Here is a 22,782-nt window from a genome sequence, read left to right as displayed (position 1 = left end):
CATTCAAAGTCCGTATGATCGAAAAAAGAGAGGGAACGTCATGCACCGTCCCATCCGAGTAGGCAATCTCAGCATCACCTTCATCAAGAGCCGCCACGAGACCCAGGGTGCCCTCGATCTCTTCGAGCTCATCGTTCCCCCGCAGGCCTTCCTCAACGTCCCCCATCTGCACCGCGACTACGACGAGACCATCCTCGGCATAAACGGCATCACCACCTGGACCATCAACGACCGTCGCATCACCCTCCTTCCCGGCCAAATACTCGAAATCCCCCGCGGCACCGCCCACTCCTACTCCAATCTCCACAGCTCCGCCGCACGCATGATGTGCCTGCTCACCCCCGGCCTCGTCGGTCCCGAGTACTTTCAGGAGCTGGCCGCCGTCCTCCGCGCCGAAGGCCCTCCCGACCTCGCCGGCATCAGCCACGTCATGTCCCGCTACGGCGTCATCCCCTACACCCCGGCGCAGCAGATCGCCTATGTCAGCCCCACCGGTAACGACGAACGCTTTCTCTCCCTACAAGATCTACAATCCTCGGCAAGCCCGCACTAAAGCAGCCGCCCCACCCTGCGCGCGTCTCCATGCTTTACACTTTTCCGTAACACCTATGCGCCTCTACAACCTCGCTGCAAACGCCCTCCTCCTCGGCCTTCTCCTCCCATCTGCCTCAGCCTCCGCCCAGCGCGTCTCTGCCGACGGCGCCCCCCAGACCTTCGACTTCCTCGCCCACCAGTACTTCTCCGACGTCTACTTCCACTTCTCCCCCACCAACGGCACAGCCGCCGGCCTCCACCAGTACGACCCCCAGCTCGAGGACTACTCCGCCGCCGACACCCAGCGCGAGATAGCCGCCCTCCACGTCTACGAGAAAAAAGTCGAAGCCATCGACCCCTCCGCCCTCGATGCTTCCGTAGCCGGCGACCGCCTGGTCCTCCTCAACAACATCCGCAGCCAGCTCCTCACCCTCGAAGTCATCCGCCCCTCGGAGAAGAATCCCGACACCTACTCCTCCGGCATCACCAACTCCGCCTTCGTCATCATGGAGCGCCCCTACGCCTCCACCGACATCCGCCTCAAATCTCTCGTCGAGCGCGAAAAGCAGATGCCGCAAGCCCTGCTCGAAGCCCGCAAAAACTTAAAAAATCCCCCGAAGATCTACACCGAGATCGCCCTCGAACAGATCGACGACGACGTCAGCTTCTTCCAGAACGACGTTCCCTCCGCCTTCCTCACCGGCTCCGACGCCGCCACCGACGCCGACACCAAGGCCGCCTTCGCCAAGTCCAACGCCGCCGTCATCGAAGCCCTCAAGTCCTACGCCGCATGGATGAAGTCCGACCTTCTCCCACGCTCCAACGGCGACTACCGGTTCGGCGCCGACGCCTTCGCCAAAAAACTCAGCTACGACGACATGGTCGACATCCCCCTCGATCGTCTCCTCCAGATCGCCTTCGACGACCTCCACAAAAATCAGGCCGAGTTCGCCCGCATCGCCAAAGAGGTCGATCCCACCAAGACCCCACAACAAGTCCTCGCCGAACTAGCCACCATCCACCCCGCGCCCGACCAGCTCCTCGGCTCCTTCCAGAACACCTTCACCAGCCTCATCGCCTTCATCAACGCGCACCACATCATCACCATCCCCTCCAAGGTCGAGCCAACCTTAGAAGAGACGCCGCCCTTCATGCGCGCCACCACGCAGGCCTCCATGGACCCACCCGGCCCCTTCGAGACGCACTCCACCAAGGCCTACTTCAACGTCACCCTGCCCGAAAAAGACTGGACCGCACAGCACATCGCCGAACACATGGCCGCCTTCAACGTAGGCACCATCATTAGCACCAGCGTCCACGAGGCCTATCCCGGCCACTACGTCCAGTTCCTCTGGACCCCGCAGTTCCCCAGCAAGATCCGCCAGATCCTCGGCGCCAACACCAACATCGAAGGCTGGGCGCACTACTGCGAACAGATGATGCTCGACGCAGGCTACGGCCAGCCCGGCAGCGAAGCCCCCGGCGCACCCGCCATCGACGCCCGCCAGGCCAAACTCGTCCGCCTCGGCCAGCTTCAGGACGCGCTCCTCCGCGACGCCCGCTTCGTCAACTCCATCAAGCTCCACACCGGCCAGGGAGAACCAGGCAACCAGTGGACCTTCGATCAGGCCGTCAAGTTCTTCGTTGAGGAAGGCTACCAGTCCCACTCCATCGCCCTCGTCGAGACCAAGCGCGGCACCTCCGACGCCACCTACCTCTACTACACCCTCGGCAAACTCGAGATCATGAAGCTCCGCGCCGACATGATGAAAAAACAAGGCAGCTCCTTCAACCTCCAGACCTTCCACGACGACTTCATGCGCCAGGGCTTCGTCCCCATCAAGATCATCCGCAAAGCCATGCTCCACGACGACTCCCCCGTCGTATAGTCATGAGGCACTGTACCGCCATGTGGTACAGTGCCGTATAATGATCATGAGCTGGGGCGACGCTTGGTTGGGAAATTTCTTCGAAAACGACACCCGTTCGAAGAAGATTCCAGCCGACCTGGAAGAGAGGCTATTCCGCAAACTGCAGTTGATCGACGATGCAACCAACGACGCAGACCTTCGCGTCCCACCAAGCAACCACTTCGAGAGACTGAAGGGTAAATTAGAAGGCTGGCACTCCATACGAGTAAACGACCAATGGCGCCTGATATTCAAATGGAACGACGGCAAAGCCACCTATGTTTCCTTGGACAACCACTCTTACCGGTAATAGCCATGTTTAGCATTGTGCGGTAATGCTTTGAATCGCGCAGAGAAGCAGAGAAAACGAAGCGAGCCTGGATACCAGGACGGAGAGCCTTCATGTGGAACACAAAAAGAAAACCAGTCACAGTAGGGGAGATGTTAGCGGAAGAGTTCATGGAACCCCTGAACCTCAATCAGATTGAACTGGCGGAAAAAACAGGGCTGCCAAGAAAGCACATCAACGAGCTCTGCCGGAACCGCCGCGCCGTCACTGCAGATACAGCTTTAATCCTCGGACGCGTCTTCGGCAACTCTGCGGACTTCTGGCTCAACACGCAGCGCCGGACTGACCTGTGGGAAGCCATGAATACACCGAAGCGTCTATCGCGGATTCAGCGCGCAAAGCCCATAAGAAACATGTCCAGACTCAAACCCGCACTTACAGCGTAGCCTGTTCCCTCCCTTTCATAGGCGATCAAAAGACCTGGAAAGAGACCACGCACCCGCACTCTTTGGTGCTATCCCATCCTTCATCTCGCCCTGTTAGCATGTCTCACATCAAGCTCGACTTAAGGACCTCATGACTCCCCAAAAAATCCGCAAAGCCGTCTTCCCCGCCGCAGGCATGGGCACCCGCTTCCTTCCCGCCACCAAGGCCACGCCCAAAGAGATGCTCTGCCTCGTCGACAAGCCCCTCATCCAATACGGCGTCGAAGAGGCCGTAGCCGCCGGCTGCACCGAGATCATCATCATCACCGGACGCGGCAAGACCACCATGGAAGACCACTTCGACCGCAGCCCCGAGCTCGAAGCCTCCCTCGCCGCCAAGAACAAGACCGCCCTCCTCGAGGTCGCACGCTCCGTCTCCAAGCTCGCCAAGATCACCTACACCCGCCAGGCCGAACCCCTCGGCCTCGGTCACGCCGTCCTCATGGCCAAAGAGCTCGTCGGCAACGAACCCTTCGCCGTCCTCCTCCCCGACGACATCGTCGACGCCTCCACCCCCTGCATGAAGCAGATGGTCGAAGCCTTCAACGAGACCCAATCCAGCATCCTCGGCTCCGAGGTCGTCCAAGGCGACGCCATCCAGAACTACGGCTGCCTCGACTGCACCCCCGACCCCAAAAATCCGCGCCTCCTCGCCGTCAGAAACATGGTCGAAAAGCCCAAGCCCTCCGAGGCTCCCAGCCAGAACGCCATCATCGGCCGATACATCCTCACCCCGCGCATCTTCGATATGCTCGAACACATCACCCCCGGCGCAGGCGGCGAGCTCCAGCTCACCGACGGCATCAAGGCCCTCCTCCAGCACGAAAAGGTCTACGGCTTCAGCTACGAAGGCAAGCGCCACGACGCCGGCGACAAACAAGGCTTCCTCCGCGCCACCGTCGAGTTCGCCCTCAAGCACCCACAACTAGGCGCCGACTTCCGCACATGGCTCAAGTCCTTCCCGCTCTAAAAGACAATGTCCTGCCGGACGGGCCGCTTACTCAGCGGGAGGTCACTTAGTGACTCGTATACCTTGTCGTGCAGGATCATCACCTAAGGTCCTCCCGCTGGTCGGAATCATGATTGCTCCCGACCAACGGGAGGGCCAACCGAAGGGGTATACAAGTCACGAAGTGACCTCCCCGCGAGCAGCGGGCCCGTCCGGCAGGACATATCCTCCAAACCTGTGCAACGATAGGGGTCAGACCCACTCCAGGAGCAAGCATGAAGCTCAAGACTAGCTGCATCCTCGCGGCGATGCTCGTCGCACCCAATCTTCACGCGCAGCAGACCACGCTCGATCCTGCAAACCGCCAGCTGGCCCACGACGTCTTCAAGCAGCTCATCGAGATCAACAGCACCGACTCTATCGGCAGCACCACCCTGGTCGCCGAAGCCATGCGCAAGCGCCTCCTCGACGCCGGCTTCTCCCCCGCAGACGTCGTTATCTTCGGCCCCAACCCGCGCAAGGGCAACATGGTCGCACGTATCCACGGCCGCGCAGGCAGCACGCTCAAACCCGTCCTCATCATCTGCCACACCGACGTCGTCGAAGCCAAACGCGATGACTGGACCACCGACCCATTCGTCTTCACCGAAAAGGACGGCTTCTTCTATGGCCGCGGCACCCAGGACATGAAAGACTCCGACGCCGCCATGGTCACCGCCTTCATCCGCATGAAGCGCGAAGCCTACGTCCCCGACCGCGACCTCATCCTCGCACTCACCGCCGACGAAGAAGGCGGCAAATCCAACGGAGTCGACTGGCTCCTGAAAAACCATCCCGACCTCATCAACGCCGAGTTCGCCCTCAATCCCGACTCCGGCGGCCTCACCACAAAAAACGGCAAGCCCATCCTCCTCGGCGTCGAAGCCACCGAAAAGCTCTACGCCGACTACCACGTCACCGCCACCAACCCCGGCGGCCACAGCTCTCTCCCTACCCCGGACAACGCCATCTACCGCCTGGCCGACGCCCTCGCTCGCCTCGAAAGATCCCCATTCCCCTTCGAGCTCAACGAAGTCACCCGCGCCGAACTCACCACCCGCGCCACCCTCGTCTCCAGCGACGAAGCCAACGACATCCACGCCATCCTCAAGACACCCCCTGATCCCGCCGCCATCCAGCGCCTCTCCGCCAAACCCATCTACAACGCCACCGTCCGCACCACCTGCGTCGCCACCATGGTCTCCGCCGGACACGCACCCAACGCCCTCCCCGGCCGCGCCCAGGCCAACATCAACTGCCGCATCCTCCCCGGCCACTCGCAGGAAGAAGTCCGCCAGGATCTCATCCGCATCTTCGCCGACCCCACCCTCACCGTCTCCTACACCTCCAACGCGGGTATAGAACTCGGCAAAGGCTCCGACCGCGCCGCCGCACCGCCGCCGCCCCTCAACGAAGCCGTCTTCAAGCCCCTCCGCGAGACAGCCAACATCATGTGGCCCGGCCTCACCATCCTGCCCGAGATGGAAACCGGGGCCTCCGACAGCATCTACACCATGGCCGCCGGCATCCCCAGCTACGGATTCTCCGGCATGGCCATCGAAGATGGAGACGAGCGTGCCCACGGCCGCGACGAACGCCTCGGCATCGACTCCTACTACGCCGGAGTTCAGTTCGCCTACCTCTACCTCAAAGCCATGACCGGAGCCCACTAGCAACATCCGGATCATCACCTCCCCCTTCTGATCCCGTCCTGATCCCGTCCGGCACATCCGCATCCTTCCTAACCCCTCCACATCCAATCTCGAAGCAGCACCAAGGAGCAGCATGCCGAACCTTCTCGACCCCATTCAACTGGGCGATCTTCACCTTCCCAACCGCGTCTTCATGGCTCCCCTCACTCGCCTGCGCGGCACCCCCAACCACGTCCCCACGCCCATCATGGCCGAGTACTACACCCAGCGCGCCTCCGCCGGCCTCATCATCTCCGAAGGCATCCCCATCGACCCCCTCGGCGTAGGCTACGCCAACGTCCCCGGCCTCTGGTCCGCCGAACAGACCGAAGCCTGGAAGCCCATCACCGCCGCCATCCACAACGCTGGAGGCCGCATCTTCGCCCAGATCTGGCACGTCGGCCGCATCTCCGACCCCGAGTTCCTCAACGGCCAGCTCCCCGTCGCCCCCTCCGCCATCGCCGCCACCGGCAACGTCAGCCTCCTGCGTCCGCAGCGCGCCTATCCAACGCCACGCGCCCTCGAGCTCAGCGAAGTCAAAGGCATCATCGAAGCCTTCCGCCGCGGCGCCCAGAACGCCCAGCTTGCAGGCTTCGACGGCGTCGAGCTCCACGGAGCCAACGGCTACCTCCTCGACCAGTTCCTTCAGGACGGCTCCAACCACCGCACCGACGAGTACGGCGGACCCATCGAAAACCGAGCACGCCTCCACCTCGAGTGCGCCGAAGCTGCCATCTCCGTCTTCGGCCCCGGCCGCGTCGGCCTGCACCTCGCCCCCCGCAGCGACGAACACGGCATCTCCGACTCCAACCCCGCCGCCACCTTCACCTACCTCGCCCGCGAACTCGGCAAGCGCAAACTGGCCTTCATCGCCGCCCGCGAACACGTCGCTCCCGACTCCCTCGGCCCCACCCTCAAGCAAGCCTTCGGCGGCATCTTCGTCGCCAACGAGGCCATCGACCAGGCCACCGGCCAGCAGCTCCTCGACCAGGGCAAAGCCGACGCCGTAGCCTTCGGAAAACTCTTCATCGCCAACCCCGACCTGCCCATCCGCTTCGCCAAACACGCACCCCTCAACCGCCCCGAGTCCACCACCTTCTACGCCCAGGGCACCACCGGCTACACCGACTACCCCTCCCTGCAAACCTAGCGGCAAATCCCCAAGCGACCAACGGGAGCCCCACCCAAAGGGATACAAAAGTCACGAAGTGACCTCCCCACGAGCAGAGGGCCCGGCTGGCAGGCCACCTCTTCGGCCCGAAAACCCGCCCCACAAACTCCATCCAGCTTTACTGCATCTCAAACACAAGACCGCAGAAAGCACTGGAGAATACATGTCCGAAAATGCAAGCGCACCGAAGACCGCGATCACCCGCGAAAAACTCATCGACCTCCTCAACGAAGATCTCTCCCGCGAATATCAGGCCATCATCGCCTACGTCAACTACTCCCAGGTCCTCAAGGGAGCCCAGTACATGAACATCGCCGACGAGCTCGCCGTTCACGCCACCGAAGAGCTCGCCCACGCCCTCGCCCTCGCCAACCACATCGACTACCTCGGCGGCATGCCCTCCGTCACCCCCAAGCCCGTCAAGACCTCCGAGAAGAACGAGGACATGCTCCGCTTCGACCTCGACAACGAGCGCGAGACCATCGCCCAGTACCGCCGCCGCGTCCGTCAGTGCGACGAACTCAACGAGTTCTCCATCGGCGAATCCATCCGCGAGATCCTCATGCAGGAGCAGGACCACCTCATCGCTCTCGCCACCGCGCTCGGCATCGACCCGCCCAACCCAGGCATCGCCGACTAATCCCTCCCCCAACAAAAAGATGGCGCTCGGATCGCAAGATCCAGCGCCATCTTTTTTGCGAAGCAGACCCTACTTCGAGTCGATCTTCAAGTTGATATAAAACTGGTTCTTACTATCGAAAGAGCTGATCGTCTTCACCGCGCTCTTCTTTCCGTTGCTCTCCGCCCACAGTTCATAGTCCGTGCTCTGCGCAAGCTGCCCGAACCTGTACCCGCCATCGCTGTCGGTGATGTAGCTCTTCACCGCAAGGCTATGGTCGTCCTTCAGGTACACCACTGCGCCATTCACCGCGCCGCTCGCACCCATCACCTTTCCCTGCACAATCCGTTGCGTCGGCCCACGCTGCTGCTCCGCACCCACACCACCGGGCGCAGCCATCCACACAGCCGACATCACACACGAGCCAAGGACCACCCTGCCTGCAAAAGAATGTAGCGAAAGACCTGTATGCCTCATAACTTTCAGTATACGGCTCCCTCTGCGGAATCTTTCAGCTACTCTTCTTCGTCTACAACCCCATGCCCAAGATCCTCGTCATCGTATCCACCCTCGTCCACCGCAGCAAGCTCCAGTGGGTCGACCGATACGATCTCAAGATCCGCGCCGCACTCATCGCACTGCACAGACTCGCCTTCTTCCACCTCATCGGCGTCCACAACAATCGGGTTATCGCACTCCGGACATACAACAGCCATGATCCATCCTCCAGTATTCGGTTCGTTATCCGCCAACAAGACCGCCGCCTATAAAATTGCAGGACTGACAGTCGCGAATACCCCCGCTTTTATTTAGCGGCCATCCCGCCCATTCGTCAAGCATACGATGCACACATCCTCAAGGTTCCCCAAGAAGGAGTCCCAATCGTGAACGACCGCACCCCCGCCCCGCGCCACCCTGCCCTTCCCAACCTCCACGCCCGTCTCAACCGCCTCGCCTCCACCGCCGCGCTTCTCTCCCTCATCCTCCTGCCGTCTAACCTGCACTCCCAGCAGCCTCTTCCTACCGGCCAGCCCATCGCCCCCGCGCCCGTCGACCCTGCCATCGCCGCCGCCATCCAGCAGGTCTCCGCCGACCACATCCACGCCACCATCGAAAAGCTCGTCTCCTTCAACAATCGCAGCACCCTCTCCAGCATGGACACCGACCTCGCTCCCAACACCGGAGTCAGCGCCGCCGCCGACTGGATCGAGTCCGAGTTCAAACGCTACTCCGCCGCCTGCAACAACTGCCTCGAAGTCAAACGCGACGACTTCATCGAACCCGCCGGCACCGCACCCAACGCCCGCATCACCAAGCCCACCAAAATCACCAACGTCTACGCCATCCTCCGCGGCACCGACCCCGCCCAGGCCGCCCGCATGGTCCTCGTCACCGGCCACTACGACTCCCGCAACACCCTCAACGCCAACACCCACGACCCCGCCCCCGGAGCCAACGACGATGCCAGCGGCGTAGCCGTCTCCCTCGAATCCGCACGCGTCCTCAGCGCCCTCAAACTCCCCAGCACCATCGTCTTCGTCGCCGTCGCCGGAGAAGAACAAGGCCTCAACGGCAGCGCTCACCTCGCCAAACTCGCCAAGTCAGAAAACTGGCAGCTCGAAGCCGTCCTCAACAACGACATCGTCGGCGGCGACACCACCCCCGGCAACGACACCGCACCCAACATCGCCGACAAGACCGCCGTCCGCGTCTTCTCCGAAGGCGTCCCCGCCAACGCCACCCCCGACCAGATCCGCGCCATCCAGAACCTCGGCGCCGAAGGCGACTCCCCCTCGCGCGAACTCGCCCGCACCGTAGCCGACGTCTCCTCTACCTACTTCCAGCCCACCTCCCAGCGCCTCTCCGCCAACACCCCCGCAGGCCGTCCGCACAGCATGGCCATGCACATGGTTCCCGCCTTCCATCCCGTCCTCATCTTCCGCCGCGACCGCTTCCTCCGCGGCGGTGACCACACCAGCTTCAACCAGCAGGGCTTCGCCGCCGTCCGCTTCACCGAGTGGGCTGAAAACTTCAACCATCAACATCAGGACGTCCGCGTAGAAAACGGCATCCAGTACGGCGACCTCCTCCAGTTCGTCGACTTCCACTACGTCGCCAACGTCACCCGCCTCAACTCCGCGACCCTCGCCACCCTCGCCTCCGCACCCGGCGTCCCGCAGAACGTCCACATCCTCACCTCCGGCCTCGACAATAACTCCGAGCTCACCTGGGACCCACCCGCCGGCGCCCCCGCCAACGCCACCTACGAGGTCGTCTGGCGTCCCTCCGATCAACCCACCTGGACCATGTTCGCCTCCGCCGGTGCAGCCCACAGCCTCAAGCTGGCTGTCTCGAAGGACAACGTAGTCCTCGCCGTCCGCTCCGTCGACCCAGCCGGCCACCGCAGCACCGCCGTCCTGCCCACCCCCGAACGCGGCCCTCGCCCAGCGCCAAAAGCGGTCACCCAATAGTCCTGCCGGACGGGCCGCCTACTCGGCGAGAGGTCACTTCGTGACGCGTATACCTTGCCGTGGCAGCACGAGCACCATACTCCTCCCGCTGGTCGGAATCTAAAGCCGACCAACGGGAGGCCCACCCGAAGGCGTATATAAGTCACGAAGTGACCACCCTCCGTGCAGGAGGCCCGTCCGGCAGGACATATCTTTCCCCATCCCCAACGCAGCCACCCTGCGCCTATGATGAAATAAGCTCACATGCCTCGCTCTGGCCCCATCTCGCTCAGTCTCCCCGCCTTCGAAGGCACCACGCGCAAGCTCATCCTCGCCAACATCGCCGTCTTCTTCACCCTCGGCCTCCTCCATTGGCTCGCCCCCGTCCTCGAAGCCGTCCTCCGCGGCCATCTCCTCCTCGAACCTCTCGCCGTCGCCCACGGCGAAGTCTGGCAACTCCTCACCTACGCCTTCATCGATCAGGGCCTCCTCAGCGTCCTCTTCGGCATGCTCACCCTCTGGTTCACCGGCTCCCTTCTGGAGACCGCCTTCGGTGGCCGCTGGCTCGCCGAACTCTACTTCACCTCCGTCATCGGCGGAGCCATCCTCGCCTCCGCACTCTCCTTCACCCACCTCCTCGGCCTCCGTCCCGACCTCGTCGCCATCGGAGCCTGGTCCGGCATCTTCGGCCTCATGGTCGCCATCGGCATGCTCTTCGGCGATCAGGAGTTTCTCCTCTGGTTCGTCCTCCGCATCAAGGCCAAGTACATGGTCGCGATCTACATCCTCATCGCCATCGCGCTCCTGCTCAAACAGGCCGACACCTTCGGCGCGCTCCTCCAGCTCTCCGGCGCACTCTGCGGCTTCCTCTACGTCAAATTCGCCCCCCGCCGCGGCCTCGCCTTCGGCCTCTCCGAGCGCTACTTCGGCGTCCGCAACAACTACTATCGCTGGAAGCGCCGCCGCGCCGCCCGCAAGTTCGAGGTCTACATGCGCAAACAAAACCGCGAAGTCCACTTCGACAAAGACGGCCGCTACGTCGACCCAGACGAGCTCCGCAAGAACCCCAACGACAAACGCTGGATGAACTAGCCAAGCACTGGACGAACTAGCCCGGCAAACCGCTTTCACCTGCGAAATCGCCGCGAATCCGATCGTTTCTACCGCTTCCTGCTCTCACAAGGCATCGCGGCCCGCGGTGACAACTGGCCGAGTCGAATCCGATATAACCGTATGGCCTGGCTTTTAGCCTCGCCTGAAGGTGAAGGATAGACGATGCGCCTCCCTATGCTCTCCGCAGTTGCCTGTTCGATTGTGTTGATAAGCGGCTGCAAACGACCCGCCCCGATAAGAATGGACTCTTCGCTTCCAATCTCCCTGACGGTCTCACCGGAGAACGGTGCCGTACAGCGATTGACGGCGATCTTTCGCGACCCCAGGGGCGGAGCTCATATCCGGACCGTCACAATCTCCGTGATGTCGAGCGATGTGACACCCGGAGGTCACTCGCGATGGTCATCCAAAGAGTGCATCGTTCACTATGAGCTCGCAGCAAGCACAATTCGGGTGACGACGAATCTGGGCGGAGAGTGGGAGAAGCAGTCCGCGAAGGCCGGATCAGAAGATACGGTAAGCAACTCACAGTGCGCCGTCATAGCACGCGAGTCCTCCGCGATAGTCTCGGGGAACGATCTGACCATACAGCTGGCGCTGGACTTTGCGCCGGAGTTCGCTGGCGAGAAGAAAATTTACCTTACATGCGAGGACGCTGAGGGGGTGTTGAACGCAAACTATAAGCAGGTCTTTGGGAAGTTGACCGTAGCGCCTTTCCTGCATCCAACAAATTGAGGCACACATGCAGACCCGACCACTCGGCACCTCCAATATCCAGATCGTCCCCCTCATGCTCGGCGGCAACGTCTTCGGCTGGACCATCGACGCCCCCACCTCCTTCCGTATCCTCGACGTCTTCACCGAACGCGGCTTCAACTTCATCGACACCGCCGACGTCTACTCCCGCTGGCTCCCCGGCAACCACGGTGGCGAGTCTGAGACCATCCTCGGCCAGTGGTTCAAACAGTCCGGCAAGCGCCACAAGATCGTCCTCGCCACCAAGGTCGGCATGGACATGGGCGACGGCAAACAGGGCCTCAGCAAGCGCTACATCCTCCAGGCCGTCGAAGCCTCCCTTAAGCGCCTCCAGACCGATCACATCGACCTCTACCAGTCCCACAAAGACGACGAATCCACCCCCATCGATGAGACCCTCGAGGCTTACCACCAGCTCATCCAGCAAGGCAAAGTCCACATCATCGGCGCCTCCAACTACACCTCCGGCCGCCTCACCCAGGCCATCGAGATCGCCAATCAGCACCACCTCCCCGTCTACCAGACCCTCCAGCCAGAGTACAACCTCCACACCCGCCAGGACTACGAGCAGACCCTCGCCCCCGTCGCCAAACGCTTCCACCTCGGCGTCATCCCCTACTTCTCCCTCGCCAGCGGCTTCCTCACCGGCAAGTACAAGTCCATCGACGACACCAAGGGCGCAAACCGCGGCACCCGCGTAGAAAAATACTTCGACGACCGCGGCAAAAAGATCCTCAAAGCCCTCCACGAAGTCGCCGCCGAGACCAACGCCAAACCCGCCACCATCGCCCTCGCCTGGCTCCTCGCCCAACCCACCATCACCGCCCCCATCGCCTCCGCCACCACCACCGATCAGCTCGAAAGCCTCTTCGCCGCCGTAGACCTCCGCCTCGACTCCGCCGCTCTCGACAAACTAACCCAGGCCAGCGCCTACTAACTCAATCGCTGTCACTTTTGCTGTCATTCCCTAGGGGAATCTGCGGCAGTCGCAAACCGAACTCACCGCTGGCCACCATGAAAGCGGCCCAGCATCGCACACTCAACTAGCCCCAATCCCCATCCTGCGATACCCTTCCATCACCGCGCTCCTTCACCAGGCGGAAAGAGGGAACGATGACATCCCCATCGACGCAGCCACAGACCACGCAGCCTGAAACCGAAACCCGCCTCCAATCCGTCGCCTCCCTCTGCAGCACCGTCATCCTCGCTCTCTTCGCACTCACCTTCGTCTTTCAAAACTTCGTCATCCCCTCCGGATCCATGGCCAGCACCCTGCTCGTCGGCGACCACGTTCTCGTCGACCGCGCCACCCTCGCGCCACCCACCTCCGGCCCACGCCTCATCCCCTATCGCGAGCTCCAGCGCGGCGAACCCGTCGTCTTCTACAAGCCCGTCCTCGAGCCAGACGGCACCGAATCCATCCTCGTCAAGCGCGTCGTCGGCATCCCCGGAGATCGCATCCACCTCCGCAACGGCATCGTCTACCTCAACGGCGTCGCCCAGAACGAGCCCCAGACCGCCAAGCCCACCTTCGCCAACTACGACCCCTACCGCGACGACTTCCCCGCCATCTCCCCCCTCAACCGCCCCAACGTCACAGCCCAGTGGTCGCTCGAACTCCCCACCCACATCCACGGCGAAGACCTCGTCGTCCCACCCGACAGCTACTTCGTCATGGGCGACAACCGCACCAACAGCCTCGATGGCCGCTACTGGGGCTTCGTCAACCGCGCCAACCTCATCGTCCGCCCCCTCTTCGTCTACTGGTCCTTCGTCACCCCCGACGACCAGATGTACAAAACCACCCTCGCCGAGCAAACCGCCTTCGCCCTCCATCAGCTCACCCACCTCCTCACCGACACTCGCTGGCGACGAACCTTCCATCCCATCCACTAGCCAAAAACCTGTCAACCCCCAAAACCCCCTAACCCCATCCCAATCAACAAGATCCACCTTACGTACTAGTTCCCCTCCAGCCCATATACTGGATATAGAGCTGAAAAAGAGAAAGCCCTGGCCACCAGCCGGGGCTTTCTCTTTTAGAAACAAATATTTACCCGTAACCCCCATGATTGCAAATATTTAGCGAGACCCATTTTCGCTATCTCATTGCAATCATTCAACTTTTAACCACCCACCCCCCAGGGGGAGGGGTACCCCCAAAGGAGCAAGACCATGTACGAGCTTCCAGTCTGCCGCCACATCAAGACCAACGGCCTCCAGTGCCGCGCTGTCGCCCTTACCGACGCACCCTTCTGCTACTTCCACACCCGTCTTCACGCCCGCCAAATCAACTACCGTCCCAACGAGGCCACCCGGCCCTACTTCAACATCGGCCGCGACCTCGAGCTCTGCGCCATCGAAGACCGCGAATCCGTCCAGTTCGCCCTCTCCGTCGTCATCAACGCGCTCGCAGCCAACCGCATCGACCCGAAGCGTGCGGCAACGCTCCTCTACGGCCTCCAGCTTGCCTCCAGCAACGCCGCCCGGCTCAACATCGCGCCCGACACCCCCGACGTCGTCCGCTCGGTAGAATCCACGCCCGACGGGCTCGACCTCGCGGAACTCGGCTCAGTAATCGAAATATACGATCGCTACGAAAAAGCTGACTAGAAGATATAGTCCTGCCGGACGGGCCGCTTACTCAGCGGGAGGTCACTTCGTGACGCGTATACCTTACCGTGGCAGCACAGCACATAAGGTCCTCCCGCTGGTCGGAATCATCTTTATTCCCGACCAACGGGAGGGCCACCCAAAGGGGTATACAAGTCACGAAGTGACCTCCCCACGAGCAGTGGGCCGTCCGGCAGGACAAAGTCTTTCAGCTCCGAGTAACCGTCTTCAGATGCAGCTCCTTCATCTGCTGCTCTGTCGGCACACTCGGCGCATCCACCATCAAGTCGATCGCCTTCGCCGTCTTCGGGAACGCAATCACCTCACGCAGACTCGTCGCACCGGCAAGGATCATCACAATCCGGTCCAGCCCCAGCGCAATCCCGCCATGAGGAGGCGTGCCATACTCCAGCGCATCCAGAAAGAAGCCGAACCTCTCCTTGGCCTCTTCATCCGACATGCCCAGCGAACGGAAGATCTCCGCCTGCACATCCTGCCGGTGAATACGAATTGAGCCCGAACCAAGCTCCGTTCCATTCAGCACAATGTCGTACGCCAGCGCCCGCACTGCGCCCTTGTCGCTGGTCAGCCGCCCGGCCTTGATGTCCTCTTCATGCGGAGACGTAAACGGATGGTGCGCCGCGTTCCACACCTTCGTCTCCTCGTCCCACTCGTACATCGGAAAGTCGGTGACCCAGAGAAACTTGAAATCAGCCTCCGTCCCCGTCTTCACAAACCGCCCATGCTTATCCGCGAACTTCGCCGCAAGCTGCAACCGCAACGCACCAACCCGCTTGTAGATCGCTATCTCCAATCGGTCGCTGAACCAATTTGGGGCGTATTTCAACTCGCCATAAAGTTCGCCCTTGGAATGCTTCTCCGAAATTCCCAGCTTCGGCGTAGTCACCACGATCAGATCCGCCGCAGCCGCACTTACCTTGCGCTCAATCGTCTCCGCCAGCGGAGCGAAAGCAGCGTTCGTCTTCAACCGAGCCACATCCAGAAAGTCGAGACCGCAGTCGCCAAACGCCAGACGAATCTCATCCACCAACCCGCGCTTCTGGGTGCCGCTCAACGTACCAGCCTCAGGAATCACAAACCCAAGCACCGGCAGCGCCTTCTCAATCTTCAACGTCTCGCGCAGCTCCGGCGTCAGCTCGTCGGTCAAATCGACCATCGCTGGCAGCCGCATATCCGGCTTGTCGATCCCGTAGTTCTTGATCGCCTCGTCATACGTCATCTGCACGAAAGGAGTCGTCAACGAGATGCCCGCCGTAGCGAACGCCGCCGTAAGAAACCCTTCCACCACGCGGAACACCATCTCCTGCCGTGGAAACGACATCTCCAGATCGATCTGGGTAAACTCCGGCTGCCGATCCGCTCTCAGGTCTTCATCGCGGAAGCAACGCGCAATCTGGAAGTACTTATCGAATCCCGAGATCATCAGGATCTGCTTGAAGATCTGCGGCGACTGCGGCAGCGCATAGAAGTGCCCCGCATGCACCCGGCTCGGCACCAGGTAGTCGCGCGCTCCCTCAGGCGTAGACCGCGTCATGAAAGGAGTCTCAATCTCCAGAAATCCCTGGTCCACAAGATAGTTTCGAATCGCCATCGCCACCTTGCTGCGCAGCTCGAAGTTATGCTGCATCTGCGGACGACGCAGATCCAGATAGCGATACTTCAGCCGAACCTCTTCGTTCGCAATCGCGTCTTCGGCAGGCGAGAACGGAGGCGTCTTCGACTCGTTCAGCAGCAGCAGCTCACTCGCGACCACCTCAATCTGTCCCGTCGCCATGTTCGGGTTGTCGAGCCCCGCACCGCGCCGACGCACCCTGCCCTTCACCGCGACAACGTACTCCGAACGCGCCGCCTCAGCCTTCGCATGCGCCTCGCCCGAGACCTCTTTGTCCAGCACCACCTGCGTGATCCCCGTGCGGTCCCGCACATCGAGAAAGATCAGATTCCCATGATCCCGCCGACGGTTCACCCAACCCATCAGAACCACGTCCTGACCGTCCTGCTCCACGCCAAGCGCGCCACACATCTGTGTCCGCTGCAGACTACCTAAGAAATCCAGCATGATTGATTCACTTTCAAATTTCGATGTTGCATGACCAACTGCCAAAGCTCAACGGCGCAGCGCATCCGCTAGATCCGCTCGCGCTACCTTGGTCTGTTCGCCTGCGCTAAAGTCTTTCACCGTCAGAATACCCGACGAAACCTCATCTTCGCCCACAATCACCATGCGTCGAGCCAGCTTATCGGCAACCTCGAAGGACTTCTTCAGCCGGAATCCTCCATCGCCAACCTCAACCGCAAGTCCTGCGCTCCGCAACTCCTGCGCCAAACGAAGCGCCGCTGCGTTCTGCGCAACTCCCATCGGAGCCACGAACGCGTCCAGCTTCCGCTCCACAACCGCTTCAGCCTGAGCCTGCAGCGTCAGGATCAGCCGATCCTCGCCGATGGCAAACCCGATTCCGGGAGCCTTCGGACCGCCAAGCATCTCCGACAATCCGTCGTATCTTCCGCCGCCGAGCAACGCATTCTGCGTCCCCAAACCGCTTCCATCCGGAACCGTGAACTCGAACGTCGTTCGCGTGTAGTAGTCCAGACCGCGAACTAGCCTCGGATTCACCGTATAAGCAACACCGCAAGCATCGAGCGCCGCAAGCACCTGCGCAAAGTGCTCCTTGCTCGCATCATCCAGGAAGTCCGCGATCTTCGGCAGACCGTTGATGATCTCTTGATCGCCAGCATCCTTCGAGTCCAGCACACGTAGTGGATTCGTCTCCGCACGCCTCTGATTGTCTTCGCTCATGCTGTGCTTCACTGGAGCCAAAGCCTCGCGCAACGCAGCAATGTACTTCGGCCGATCGGTCGACGAACCAACCGAGTTCACCTCCAGCTTCCAGCCCTTCACGCCCAAGTCGTTGAGGAAGGTCGAGAGCATCTCCAGCACCTCCGCATCGCGCAGCGCACTATCCGCGCCCGACCAGGCCGGTCCAAGCACTTCCGCCCCGATCTGCCAGAACTGCCGATATCGCCCACGCTGAGGACGCTCGCGCCGGAACTGAGGCCCGATGTAGAACAACTTCTGCAGCATCCCGGAGTCGCCCAGCTTGTGCTCAATGTAAGCCCGAACCACACCAGCCGTATTCTCCGGCCGCAACGTAAGACTCTGCGCCCGGTCACTATCGGCCCGCGCACGATCCTCCCACGTATACATCTCCTTGGAGACGATATCGGTCTCCTCGCCCACACCGCGTGCAAAGAGTGCCGTGTCCTCGAAGATCGGCGTCCGAATCTCCCCAAATCCATACCGCGCAAAGACGGCCCGTGCCGTCGCTTCCACAAAATTCCAAAGCGTGGTCTCCGGAGGCAAAAGATCCCTCGTTCCGCGTACTGCTCTCAAAGTGGCCATCACCCTCAGTGTAACAACCGGGACGAAAACGCTGCCGTCAAGCCTTTATGCCCGTCGCGCTAGCCATCGATCTCCCACAAACCGGAGCAAAAAAGAGAGTTAGCATTTGCACCGACTGCCATACGAAGCTCTACGGAGGTTGAGCTCAACTACCCATTGAATTGATGAAAGAATTTGACAAGACTTGGTCCTAGACACGAGGCCTAAGTCTGACTGAAGCTACTTCAAGGTCGACACCGCGTCTAAACTCCAAACCTAAATCAATATTAATGAATACTTTGCGCAAAAAAGTAGGGTTGGGGGGTACAGCTTGAGACCGCCAGACGTTACTCCGCGAGATAGATCGCCGTATAGTCCAGATAATTCTGGGCATATTTCAGGATGAGGGCACGGTCCGCATCACCCAGCGTACGTCGCACCCTGCCAGGCACACCTGCTACCAGGGAGTTGGGCGGAACAACCATCTGCTCTGGAATCACCGCGCCCGCTGCAATAATCGACCCCTCACCGATCCGAGCATTGTTCAAAACAGTTGCTCCAATGCCCACTAATACTGCGTCCTCAAGCACACATCCATGTACGGTCGCGTTATGGCCGATCGTGACCATCTCTCCCACGATCACCGGATAGAGGTGGCGCATGCCGTGCAAAACCGCGCAATCCTGCACGTTGCTCTTTGCGCCGATGCGGATGGAGTTCACATCACCCCGCACGACCGCGTTCATCCAAACGCTGGCCTGTTCTCCCAGGACGACGTCTCCGATCACCTGAGCGGAGGGATCGATGTAGCAGGTCTCCGGAACGACAGGAGTAATGCCTTGGTAAGTCCGAATCATAGAATATGATTCTACGCCGGACGGTTACCAACGATTTATCGCATTTTCGTTTGGAACGGGCGTATTCTAGATGTATCCCGATTGGGACTGTTTGGAGGTGTATTTTTCTTGGCTGAGGTTCGAGTACAGGAAGGCGAACCCCTTGAGAATGCTCTGCGGCGCTTCAAGCGCAAAGTGCAGACCGAAGACATTATCAAGGAAGTCAAGCGTCACTCTTTTTATCTGAAACCAGGTGAAAAGAAGCGCGTGAAGGAAGCGCTTGCACGTAAGCGCAATCGCAAGAAGGTGCGTAAGGAGCAGGACTAATCTCCGCTCTACAACTTTGGCAGGCCGTCTCACTCGAAGTCTTACGTGAGACGGCCGCCTTAACCGCCAGAGATGGACTCCCGCCATCGGATGGCCCCAGCAGATGGAACTTGTCTTAGTTCGCATGACTGGCATACAGAAGTTCCCGCATACACGCGGTCTCGGGCCCCTTCAAAATCTCAGAAGCAACGATCACCAGCAAAGGTTGACCGCTCGACGGGTGTCTCTTCAGGTCCGATGAGTGTCTACCTTTCCGCAGGACGGGAGAAGCGGCATGGAATTTCTGGATCGGCTCTTAACATGTGCAGATTGCGGCGGCGAGTTTATCTTTACCGCCGGCGAACAGCTATTTTTCTTCGACAAACAATTCAAGAATGACCCGAAGCGTTGTAAGCCCTGCAAGTCCAAACGGGCCGGCGTTGGGCTGAAGACAGCCACGGGGCCGGCAGCGGCGGGTCTGTCGCGCACAGAGACTCGCACGGAGTGCTCTGAGTGCGGTATTGAGACGACGGTGCCGTTCAAGCCGACTCAAGGGCGTCCAGTGCTTTGCCGGCAGTGCTTCAAGGTGAAGCGTGCGCCTACGACTGGAGCGCTGGTTACCGCCGCTGCTACGGCAGAGATGGTTACAGGCGGTTCCGGCGAGCGTGCGGCTCCGAGTGCGGAGCTGATGGCCGCTGCTGCTGCCGCTCCGTTGGCCTAATTGACGGAGTTGTGTCGATGGCTCTCACAGTTGAATGTGAGTAGGGACATCTATGAGTCCTGCCGGACGGGCCCACTGCTCGTGGGGAGGTCACTTCGTGACGGGTATACCTTGTCGTGGCAGGATCATCTTCTTGGGGCCTCGCGATGCTCGGCGATGATGATTCCGACCAACGGGAGGACCTTTGCAGCCTGTAGCCGCGTGACCGGTATACACGTCACGAAGTGACCTCCCGCTGAGTAAGCGGCCCGTCCGGCAGGACATTGTCTTCCAAACAGCAAAGAGCGCCAACGTGGCCGTTGGCGCTCTTTCGATGATGATTTGTGGTGAGTTAGACGGGAACAGAGGTCAGTTCAGCCGGGTCCACGTTGACGAAGCGGCCGTGCTGGCCCTTGTCCTGGAAGCGGACGATGCCGTTGACCTTGGCGAAGAGGGTGTCGTCCTTACCGCGGCCGACGTTTGCGCCGGGCTTGAGCGGGGTTCCACGCTGACGGACGATGATGCCGCCGCCGAGGATGGTTTGACCACCGAATACCTTGACTCCGAGCCGCTGGGCGTTTGAGTCGCGTCCGTTTTTAGAAGAACCTAAACCTTTTTTATGTGCCATTCGATTGCCTCTTTCGCGCTGCCCTCAAGGGCCTGAGCGCTCACTGGATCTGAAAATCTAAACTCTGTAGAAGCTTACTTAGCTGCTTCTTCCTTGAAGCTCTTGCCGTTGACGAGGATCTCGTTGATCTTGACCTCGACGAAGTTCTGGCGGTGACCCTGCATCTTCTTGTACTGCTTCTTGCGCTTGAGCTTGAAGACGAGGATCTTCTCGCCGCGGCCTTCGCCGACGACGGATGCGAGGACCTTGGCGCCGGTGAGATCGGACTCGAACTTACCCGCTTCGCCGCTGACGGCGAGGATGTCGGAGAACTCGAGCTTGCCGTTCTCAGTGGTGGTCGTCTCAATCTTCAACTGCTCGCCGGGCGAGACCAGATACTGTTTACCACCGGTGCGAATGACTGCGTACATAGCTAAACCTCAAGCGTAGCGCGATGGAGCGCTGACCGCTTCCTTCAAATAGATTGTGCTGCATGGGGCGCATACAGAAGCACTGCACTGAAGCGAACTGGCCAAACCATCGCAGTCTTTCGAAGAAAAATGACCGCCGGGCTGAGCCTGTCGTCCCTGCAACCCTTGAGATAAAGACACAGGAGCTGCAACGCCAAACTTAGTGAGTGTATCGCGTTCCGGGGGCTGGGTCAACGGCTGTGGTTATAGATGCTCAGGGGGTACCCCTCCCCCTGGGGGTAGGGTGTCCTAAGTGTCTTCATTTCAATTAGATGCGAAAATCAGTGTTCGTAAATATCAGTCAGCATTGGGGTTACGGGTAAATATTTGTTTCTAAAGGGGAAAGATTTTGGGGTGGTGGTGGCTTTCTTTTTTTAGTTCTATATCCAGTATAGGGGTTTGGGGGTAACTGGTAAGCACGGTGGATGTTGTTGAAGGCATGTGAGTTATGGTGGTTTGGGGGTTGACAGGTTTTGGCTCTTCCGGGAGAACAGGCAACGGCAAAGGCGATAATTTGGTCGCTTCGGCTTCGCCTTTCGCTCAGGCCTTCGGCAGAGAGGAGGCCGCCTACGCGGCGACTTTAGACGCGAGGCTGAAGCCTCGCTCTATCTCAGAGGCAACAGCAAGTGCAAAAGCAGCGACAACGGCAAGAGCATCAGCAGATCCCTACGGGATGACAACCAAAAGAACAAACAACGGCAACCGCAGCGACAACGGCAATGGCAACCGCAACAACAACGGCAGCGACAACGACAACCGCAGCGACAACAACAACGGCAAACGCAGATCCCCTTCGGGGATGACGAGCGAAAGGGTAGACAAAAGAATAAACAAAGGAAACCGCAACGACAGCGACCGACGTATAGACAACCTCCCGGGATGCGACTAAAAATTATGAGGGAGTTTCATTCCGTATATCACGGGGCGGAGGCGTCTTTGTTGAGCGGATCTTCGCTGGAGATGAGAGCGTGGAGGATCGGCATGAACAATGGATGTTGGCTGCTTGAGATGAGCGAGGGACGTTGACTGCTTAAGTTTCTGGTTGTGGCTGTTGAGAGTGTGCGGCGGGAGAGAGATGCAAAAGTCTGAGGTTTCACCTGTTTCGGCTGTGCGTCCTTTGGATAAGAGTGGATTCATTCCGCTGTACTACCAGATTCAGCGAGCGCTGATGGAGAAGATCCACTCGGGCGAGCTGTCGACGGGCGATCCGCTGGCCTCGGAGGAGGAGCTGGCACGGGTGTACCAGGTGAGCCGGATGACGGCGCGGCAGGCGCTGCATGGGTTGAAGACGAGCGGATTTGCGATCAGCCAGAAGGGTCGTGGGACGTTTGTGACGCGGCCGAAGCTGGAGAAGAACATCATGCATCTGCGCGGCTTTACCGAGGATATGAAGCATCTGGGTATGGTGCCGAGCTCGAAGCTGCTGGAGCAGACGGTGGTGAAGGCGACCGAGGAGCTGGCGGAGAAGCTGCGGGTGGGGGGCGATGAGACGGTGATGCGGCTGCGAAGGCTGCGGCTTGCGGATGGGATTCCGATGGCGCTGGAGGAGTCGCATATTCCGCTGCGGCAGTTTCCGGGGCTGGAGAAGATCAACTTTACGAAGCAGTCGCTCTACTTTGTGCTGCGCGAGAGCTTTGGCGTGCGGGTGGGCTGGGCGGATGAGGTGATCGAGGCACTGCCGGCGACGGCGGAGGAGTCGGAGTTGCTGACGATTCCGAAGAAGGCGAGCATACTGTCGATCTCGCGCACGATTATGACGACGGAGGAGACGCCGATTGAGGTGGCGTGTTCGCGGTATCGTGGAGATCGGTATAAGGCTTCTATACGCGTCCCAACTACGACGA

General features: G+C 60.4%; 25 protein-coding genes. 18 read left to right on the top strand and 7 right to left on the bottom strand.

The genetic code is table 11. The features are described 5' to 3' along the window. The first annotated feature begins 40 nt into the window (after nucleotides 1–40). The 8 genes from GSQ82_RS17220 (at nucleotide 41) to GSQ82_RS17185 (ending at nucleotide 7,708) form a co-directional block, all read left to right on the top strand. Nucleotides 41–553 carry a cupin domain-containing protein gene (locus GSQ82_RS17220; RefSeq protein ID WP_158793405.1) on the top strand — a complete coding sequence of 171 codons (513 nt, stop codon included), beginning with the start codon at nucleotides 41–43 and terminating at the stop codon, nucleotides 551–553. Then, the gene (locus GSQ82_RS17215) at nucleotides 480–2,423 is read left to right on the top strand and encodes a DUF885 domain-containing protein (protein WP_254061706.1); all 1,944 of its coding nucleotides are present in this window, start codon (nucleotides 480–482) and stop codon (nucleotides 2,421–2,423) included. Before GSQ82_RS17220 ends, GSQ82_RS17215 begins: the two co-directional genes overlap by 74 nt. A 40-nt stretch (nucleotides 2,424–2,463) precedes the next feature. Next, nucleotides 2,464–2,754 carry a type II toxin-antitoxin system RelE/ParE family toxin gene (locus GSQ82_RS17210; protein WP_158793404.1) on the top strand — a complete coding sequence of 97 codons (291 nt, stop codon included), beginning with the start codon at nucleotides 2,464–2,466 and terminating at the stop codon, nucleotides 2,752–2,754. A gap of 92 nt (nucleotides 2,755–2,846) precedes the next feature. Then, nucleotides 2,847–3,179, top strand: coding sequence for a HigA family addiction module antitoxin (locus GSQ82_RS17205; protein ID WP_158793403.1), 333 nt, complete (start codon nucleotides 2,847–2,849; stop codon nucleotides 3,177–3,179). Between the two features lie 130 nt (nucleotides 3,180–3,309). Further along, complete coding sequence (galU, locus tag GSQ82_RS17200) at nucleotides 3,310–4,188, top strand: UTP--glucose-1-phosphate uridylyltransferase GalU (protein WP_158793402.1); 879 nt, start codon at nucleotides 3,310–3,312, stop codon at nucleotides 4,186–4,188. Between the two features lie 254 nt (nucleotides 4,189–4,442). Beyond that, complete coding sequence (locus tag GSQ82_RS17195; RefSeq protein WP_158793401.1) at nucleotides 4,443–5,879, top strand: M20/M25/M40 family metallo-hydrolase; 1,437 nt, start codon at nucleotides 4,443–4,445, stop codon at nucleotides 5,877–5,879. Nucleotides 5,880–5,991: 112 nt separating this feature from the next. Further along, the gene (locus GSQ82_RS17190) at nucleotides 5,992–7,047 is read left to right on the top strand and encodes an alkene reductase (RefSeq protein WP_158793400.1); all 1,056 of its coding nucleotides are present in this window, start codon (nucleotides 5,992–5,994) and stop codon (nucleotides 7,045–7,047) included. 184 nt (nucleotides 7,048–7,231) lie between these two features. Continuing rightward, nucleotides 7,232–7,708 carry a bacterioferritin gene (locus GSQ82_RS17185; protein WP_158793399.1) on the top strand — a complete coding sequence of 159 codons (477 nt, stop codon included), beginning with the start codon at nucleotides 7,232–7,234 and terminating at the stop codon, nucleotides 7,706–7,708. 69 nt (nucleotides 7,709–7,777) lie between these two features. Here the strand turns inward: GSQ82_RS17185 and GSQ82_RS17180 are convergent, their stop codons facing one another. Together GSQ82_RS17180 and GSQ82_RS17175 are read right to left on the bottom strand one after the other, a co-directional pair. Beyond that, entirely contained in the window at nucleotides 7,778–8,101 is a 324-nt protein-coding gene (locus tag GSQ82_RS17180) for a carboxypeptidase-like regulatory domain-containing protein (protein ID WP_254061704.1), read from the bottom strand. Nucleotides 8,102–8,202: 101 nt separating this feature from the next. Then, complete coding sequence (locus tag GSQ82_RS17175) at nucleotides 8,203–8,403, bottom strand: hypothetical protein (RefSeq protein WP_158793397.1); 201 nt, start codon at nucleotides 8,401–8,403, stop codon at nucleotides 8,203–8,205. Between the two features lie 168 nt (nucleotides 8,404–8,571). Between GSQ82_RS17175 and GSQ82_RS17170 the strand changes: the two genes are divergently transcribed. From GSQ82_RS17170 to GSQ82_RS17145, 6 genes are all read left to right on the top strand, one after another. Continuing rightward, nucleotides 8,572–10,158, top strand: a complete 1,587-nt coding sequence (locus tag GSQ82_RS17170; RefSeq protein ID WP_254061703.1) for a M28 family metallopeptidase — start codon at nucleotides 8,572–8,574, stop codon at nucleotides 10,156–10,158. A gap of 243 nt (nucleotides 10,159–10,401) precedes the next feature. Further along, entirely contained in the window at nucleotides 10,402–11,229 is an 828-nt protein-coding gene (locus GSQ82_RS17165) for a rhomboid family intramembrane serine protease (protein WP_158793396.1), read from the top strand. Between the two features lie 183 nt (nucleotides 11,230–11,412). Beyond that, nucleotides 11,413–11,985, top strand: coding sequence for a hypothetical protein (locus GSQ82_RS17160; protein ID WP_158793395.1), 573 nt, complete (start codon nucleotides 11,413–11,415; stop codon nucleotides 11,983–11,985). A gap of 7 nt (nucleotides 11,986–11,992) precedes the next feature. Continuing rightward, nucleotides 11,993–12,943 (top strand): aldo/keto reductase, encoded by a 951-nt coding sequence (locus GSQ82_RS17155; protein ID WP_158793394.1) that lies wholly within the window; start codon nucleotides 11,993–11,995, stop codon nucleotides 12,941–12,943. A gap of 176 nt (nucleotides 12,944–13,119) precedes the next feature. After that, nucleotides 13,120–13,902: a signal peptidase I gene (gene lepB / locus GSQ82_RS17150; protein WP_158793393.1), complete on the top strand. Its 783-nt coding sequence runs from the start codon at nucleotides 13,120–13,122 to the stop codon at nucleotides 13,900–13,902. Between the two features lie 279 nt (nucleotides 13,903–14,181). Next, nucleotides 14,182–14,619 (top strand): hypothetical protein, encoded by a 438-nt coding sequence (locus tag GSQ82_RS17145; RefSeq protein WP_158793392.1) that lies wholly within the window; start codon nucleotides 14,182–14,184, stop codon nucleotides 14,617–14,619. A 208-nt stretch (nucleotides 14,620–14,827) separates the two neighbouring features. Here the strand turns inward: GSQ82_RS17145 and aspS are convergent, their stop codons facing one another. From aspS to GSQ82_RS17130, 3 genes are all read right to left on the bottom strand, one after another. Beyond that, the gene (aspS, locus tag GSQ82_RS17140) at nucleotides 14,828–16,699 is read right to left on the bottom strand and encodes an aspartate--tRNA ligase (RefSeq protein WP_158793391.1); all 1,872 of its coding nucleotides are present in this window, start codon (nucleotides 16,697–16,699) and stop codon (nucleotides 14,828–14,830) included. A gap of 48 nt (nucleotides 16,700–16,747) precedes the next feature. Further along, complete coding sequence (gene hisS, locus GSQ82_RS17135) at nucleotides 16,748–18,040, bottom strand: histidine--tRNA ligase (RefSeq protein ID WP_158793390.1); 1,293 nt, start codon at nucleotides 18,038–18,040, stop codon at nucleotides 16,748–16,750. Nucleotides 18,041–18,366: 326 nt separating this feature from the next. Further along, nucleotides 18,367–18,876 (bottom strand): gamma carbonic anhydrase family protein, encoded by a 510-nt coding sequence (locus GSQ82_RS17130; protein WP_158793389.1) that lies wholly within the window; start codon nucleotides 18,874–18,876, stop codon nucleotides 18,367–18,369. A gap of 108 nt (nucleotides 18,877–18,984) precedes the next feature. Between GSQ82_RS17130 and rpsU the strand changes: the two genes are divergently transcribed. Then, nucleotides 18,985–19,182 (top strand): 30S ribosomal protein S21, encoded by a 198-nt coding sequence (gene rpsU, locus GSQ82_RS17125; protein WP_014267628.1) that lies wholly within the window; start codon nucleotides 18,985–18,987, stop codon nucleotides 19,180–19,182. A gap of 274 nt (nucleotides 19,183–19,456) precedes the next feature. Next, nucleotides 19,457–19,882: a zinc-ribbon domain containing protein gene (locus GSQ82_RS17120; RefSeq protein ID WP_158793388.1), complete on the top strand. Its 426-nt coding sequence runs from the start codon at nucleotides 19,457–19,459 to the stop codon at nucleotides 19,880–19,882. A 331-nt stretch (nucleotides 19,883–20,213) separates the two neighbouring features. Here the strand turns inward: GSQ82_RS17120 and rpmA are convergent, their stop codons facing one another. Together rpmA and rplU are read right to left on the bottom strand one after the other, a co-directional pair. Further along, nucleotides 20,214–20,489 (bottom strand): 50S ribosomal protein L27, encoded by a 276-nt coding sequence (rpmA, locus tag GSQ82_RS17115; protein ID WP_158793387.1) that lies wholly within the window; start codon nucleotides 20,487–20,489, stop codon nucleotides 20,214–20,216. Between the two features lie 74 nt (nucleotides 20,490–20,563). Beyond that, nucleotides 20,564–20,899, bottom strand: a complete 336-nt coding sequence (gene rplU, locus GSQ82_RS17110; protein ID WP_158793386.1) for a 50S ribosomal protein L21 — start codon at nucleotides 20,897–20,899, stop codon at nucleotides 20,564–20,566. Between the two features lie 502 nt (nucleotides 20,900–21,401). Between rplU and GSQ82_RS17105 the strand changes: the two genes are divergently transcribed. Together GSQ82_RS17105 and GSQ82_RS17100 are read left to right on the top strand one after the other, a co-directional pair. Continuing rightward, nucleotides 21,402–21,827 carry a hypothetical protein gene (locus GSQ82_RS17105; protein WP_158793385.1) on the top strand — a complete coding sequence of 142 codons (426 nt, stop codon included), beginning with the start codon at nucleotides 21,402–21,404 and terminating at the stop codon, nucleotides 21,825–21,827. 186 nt (nucleotides 21,828–22,013) lie between these two features. Further along, nucleotides 22,014–22,782, top strand: a 769-nt coding sequence (locus GSQ82_RS17100; RefSeq protein ID WP_158793384.1) for a GntR family transcriptional regulator, incomplete at its 3' end; no start/stop codon positions are given.

The sequence above is a fragment of the Granulicella sp. L60 genome (genome assembly GCF_009765825.1).
Taxonomy (GTDB): Bacteria; Acidobacteriota; Terriglobia; order Terriglobales; family Acidobacteriaceae; genus Edaphobacter.
The sequence above is the reverse complement of the archived record's forward strand: the minus strand, read 5'-3'. Positions and strand labels throughout refer to the sequence as shown.

Bases quoted from the DNA above. Each gene is read 5' to 3' on its own strand.
- GSQ82_RS17220 (WP_158793405.1), top strand. From the start codon at position 41: ATGCACCGTCCCATCCGAGTAGGCAATCTCAGCATCACCTTCATCAAG.
- GSQ82_RS17215 (WP_254061706.1), top strand. From the start codon at position 480: ATGTCAGCCCCACCGGTAACGACGAACGCTTTCTCTCCCTACAAGATC.
- GSQ82_RS17210 (WP_158793404.1), top strand. From the start codon at position 2,464: ATGATCATGAGCTGGGGCGACGCTTGGTTGGGAAATTTCTTCGAAAAC.
- GSQ82_RS17205 (WP_158793403.1), top strand. From the start codon at position 2,847: ATGTGGAACACAAAAAGAAAACCAGTCACAGTAGGGGAGATGTTAGCG.
- galU (WP_158793402.1), top strand. From the start codon at position 3,310: ATGACTCCCCAAAAAATCCGCAAAGCCGTCTTCCCCGCCGCAGGCATG.
- GSQ82_RS17195 (WP_158793401.1), top strand. From the start codon at position 4,443: ATGAAGCTCAAGACTAGCTGCATCCTCGCGGCGATGCTCGTCGCACCC.
- GSQ82_RS17190 (WP_158793400.1), top strand. From the start codon at position 5,992: ATGCCGAACCTTCTCGACCCCATTCAACTGGGCGATCTTCACCTTCCC.
- GSQ82_RS17185 (WP_158793399.1), top strand. From the start codon at position 7,232: ATGTCCGAAAATGCAAGCGCACCGAAGACCGCGATCACCCGCGAAAAA.
- GSQ82_RS17180 (WP_254061704.1), bottom strand. From the start codon at position 8,101: ATGTCGGCTGTGTGGATGGCTGCGCCCGGTGGTGTGGGTGCGGAGCAG.
- GSQ82_RS17175 (WP_158793397.1), bottom strand. From the start codon at position 8,403: ATGGCTGTTGTATGTCCGGAGTGCGATAACCCGATTGTTGTGGACGCC.
- GSQ82_RS17165 (WP_158793396.1), top strand. From the start codon at position 10,402: ATGCCTCGCTCTGGCCCCATCTCGCTCAGTCTCCCCGCCTTCGAAGGC.
- GSQ82_RS17160 (WP_158793395.1), top strand. From the start codon at position 11,413: ATGCGCCTCCCTATGCTCTCCGCAGTTGCCTGTTCGATTGTGTTGATA.
- GSQ82_RS17155 (WP_158793394.1), top strand. From the start codon at position 11,993: ATGCAGACCCGACCACTCGGCACCTCCAATATCCAGATCGTCCCCCTC.
- lepB (WP_158793393.1), top strand. From the start codon at position 13,120: ATGACATCCCCATCGACGCAGCCACAGACCACGCAGCCTGAAACCGAA.
- GSQ82_RS17145 (WP_158793392.1), top strand. From the start codon at position 14,182: ATGTACGAGCTTCCAGTCTGCCGCCACATCAAGACCAACGGCCTCCAG.
- aspS (WP_158793391.1), bottom strand. From the start codon at position 16,699: ATGCTGGATTTCTTAGGTAGTCTGCAGCGGACACAGATGTGTGGCGCG.
- hisS (WP_158793390.1), bottom strand. From the start codon at position 18,040: ATGGCCACTTTGAGAGCAGTACGCGGAACGAGGGATCTTTTGCCTCCG.
- GSQ82_RS17130 (WP_158793389.1), bottom strand. From the start codon at position 18,876: ATGATTCGGACTTACCAAGGCATTACTCCTGTCGTTCCGGAGACCTGC.
- GSQ82_RS17120 (WP_158793388.1), top strand. From the start codon at position 19,457: ATGGAATTTCTGGATCGGCTCTTAACATGTGCAGATTGCGGCGGCGAG.
- rpmA (WP_158793387.1), bottom strand. From the start codon at position 20,489: ATGGCACATAAAAAAGGTTTAGGTTCTTCTAAAAACGGACGCGACTCA.
- rplU (WP_158793386.1), bottom strand. From the start codon at position 20,899: ATGTACGCAGTCATTCGCACCGGTGGTAAACAGTATCTGGTCTCGCCC.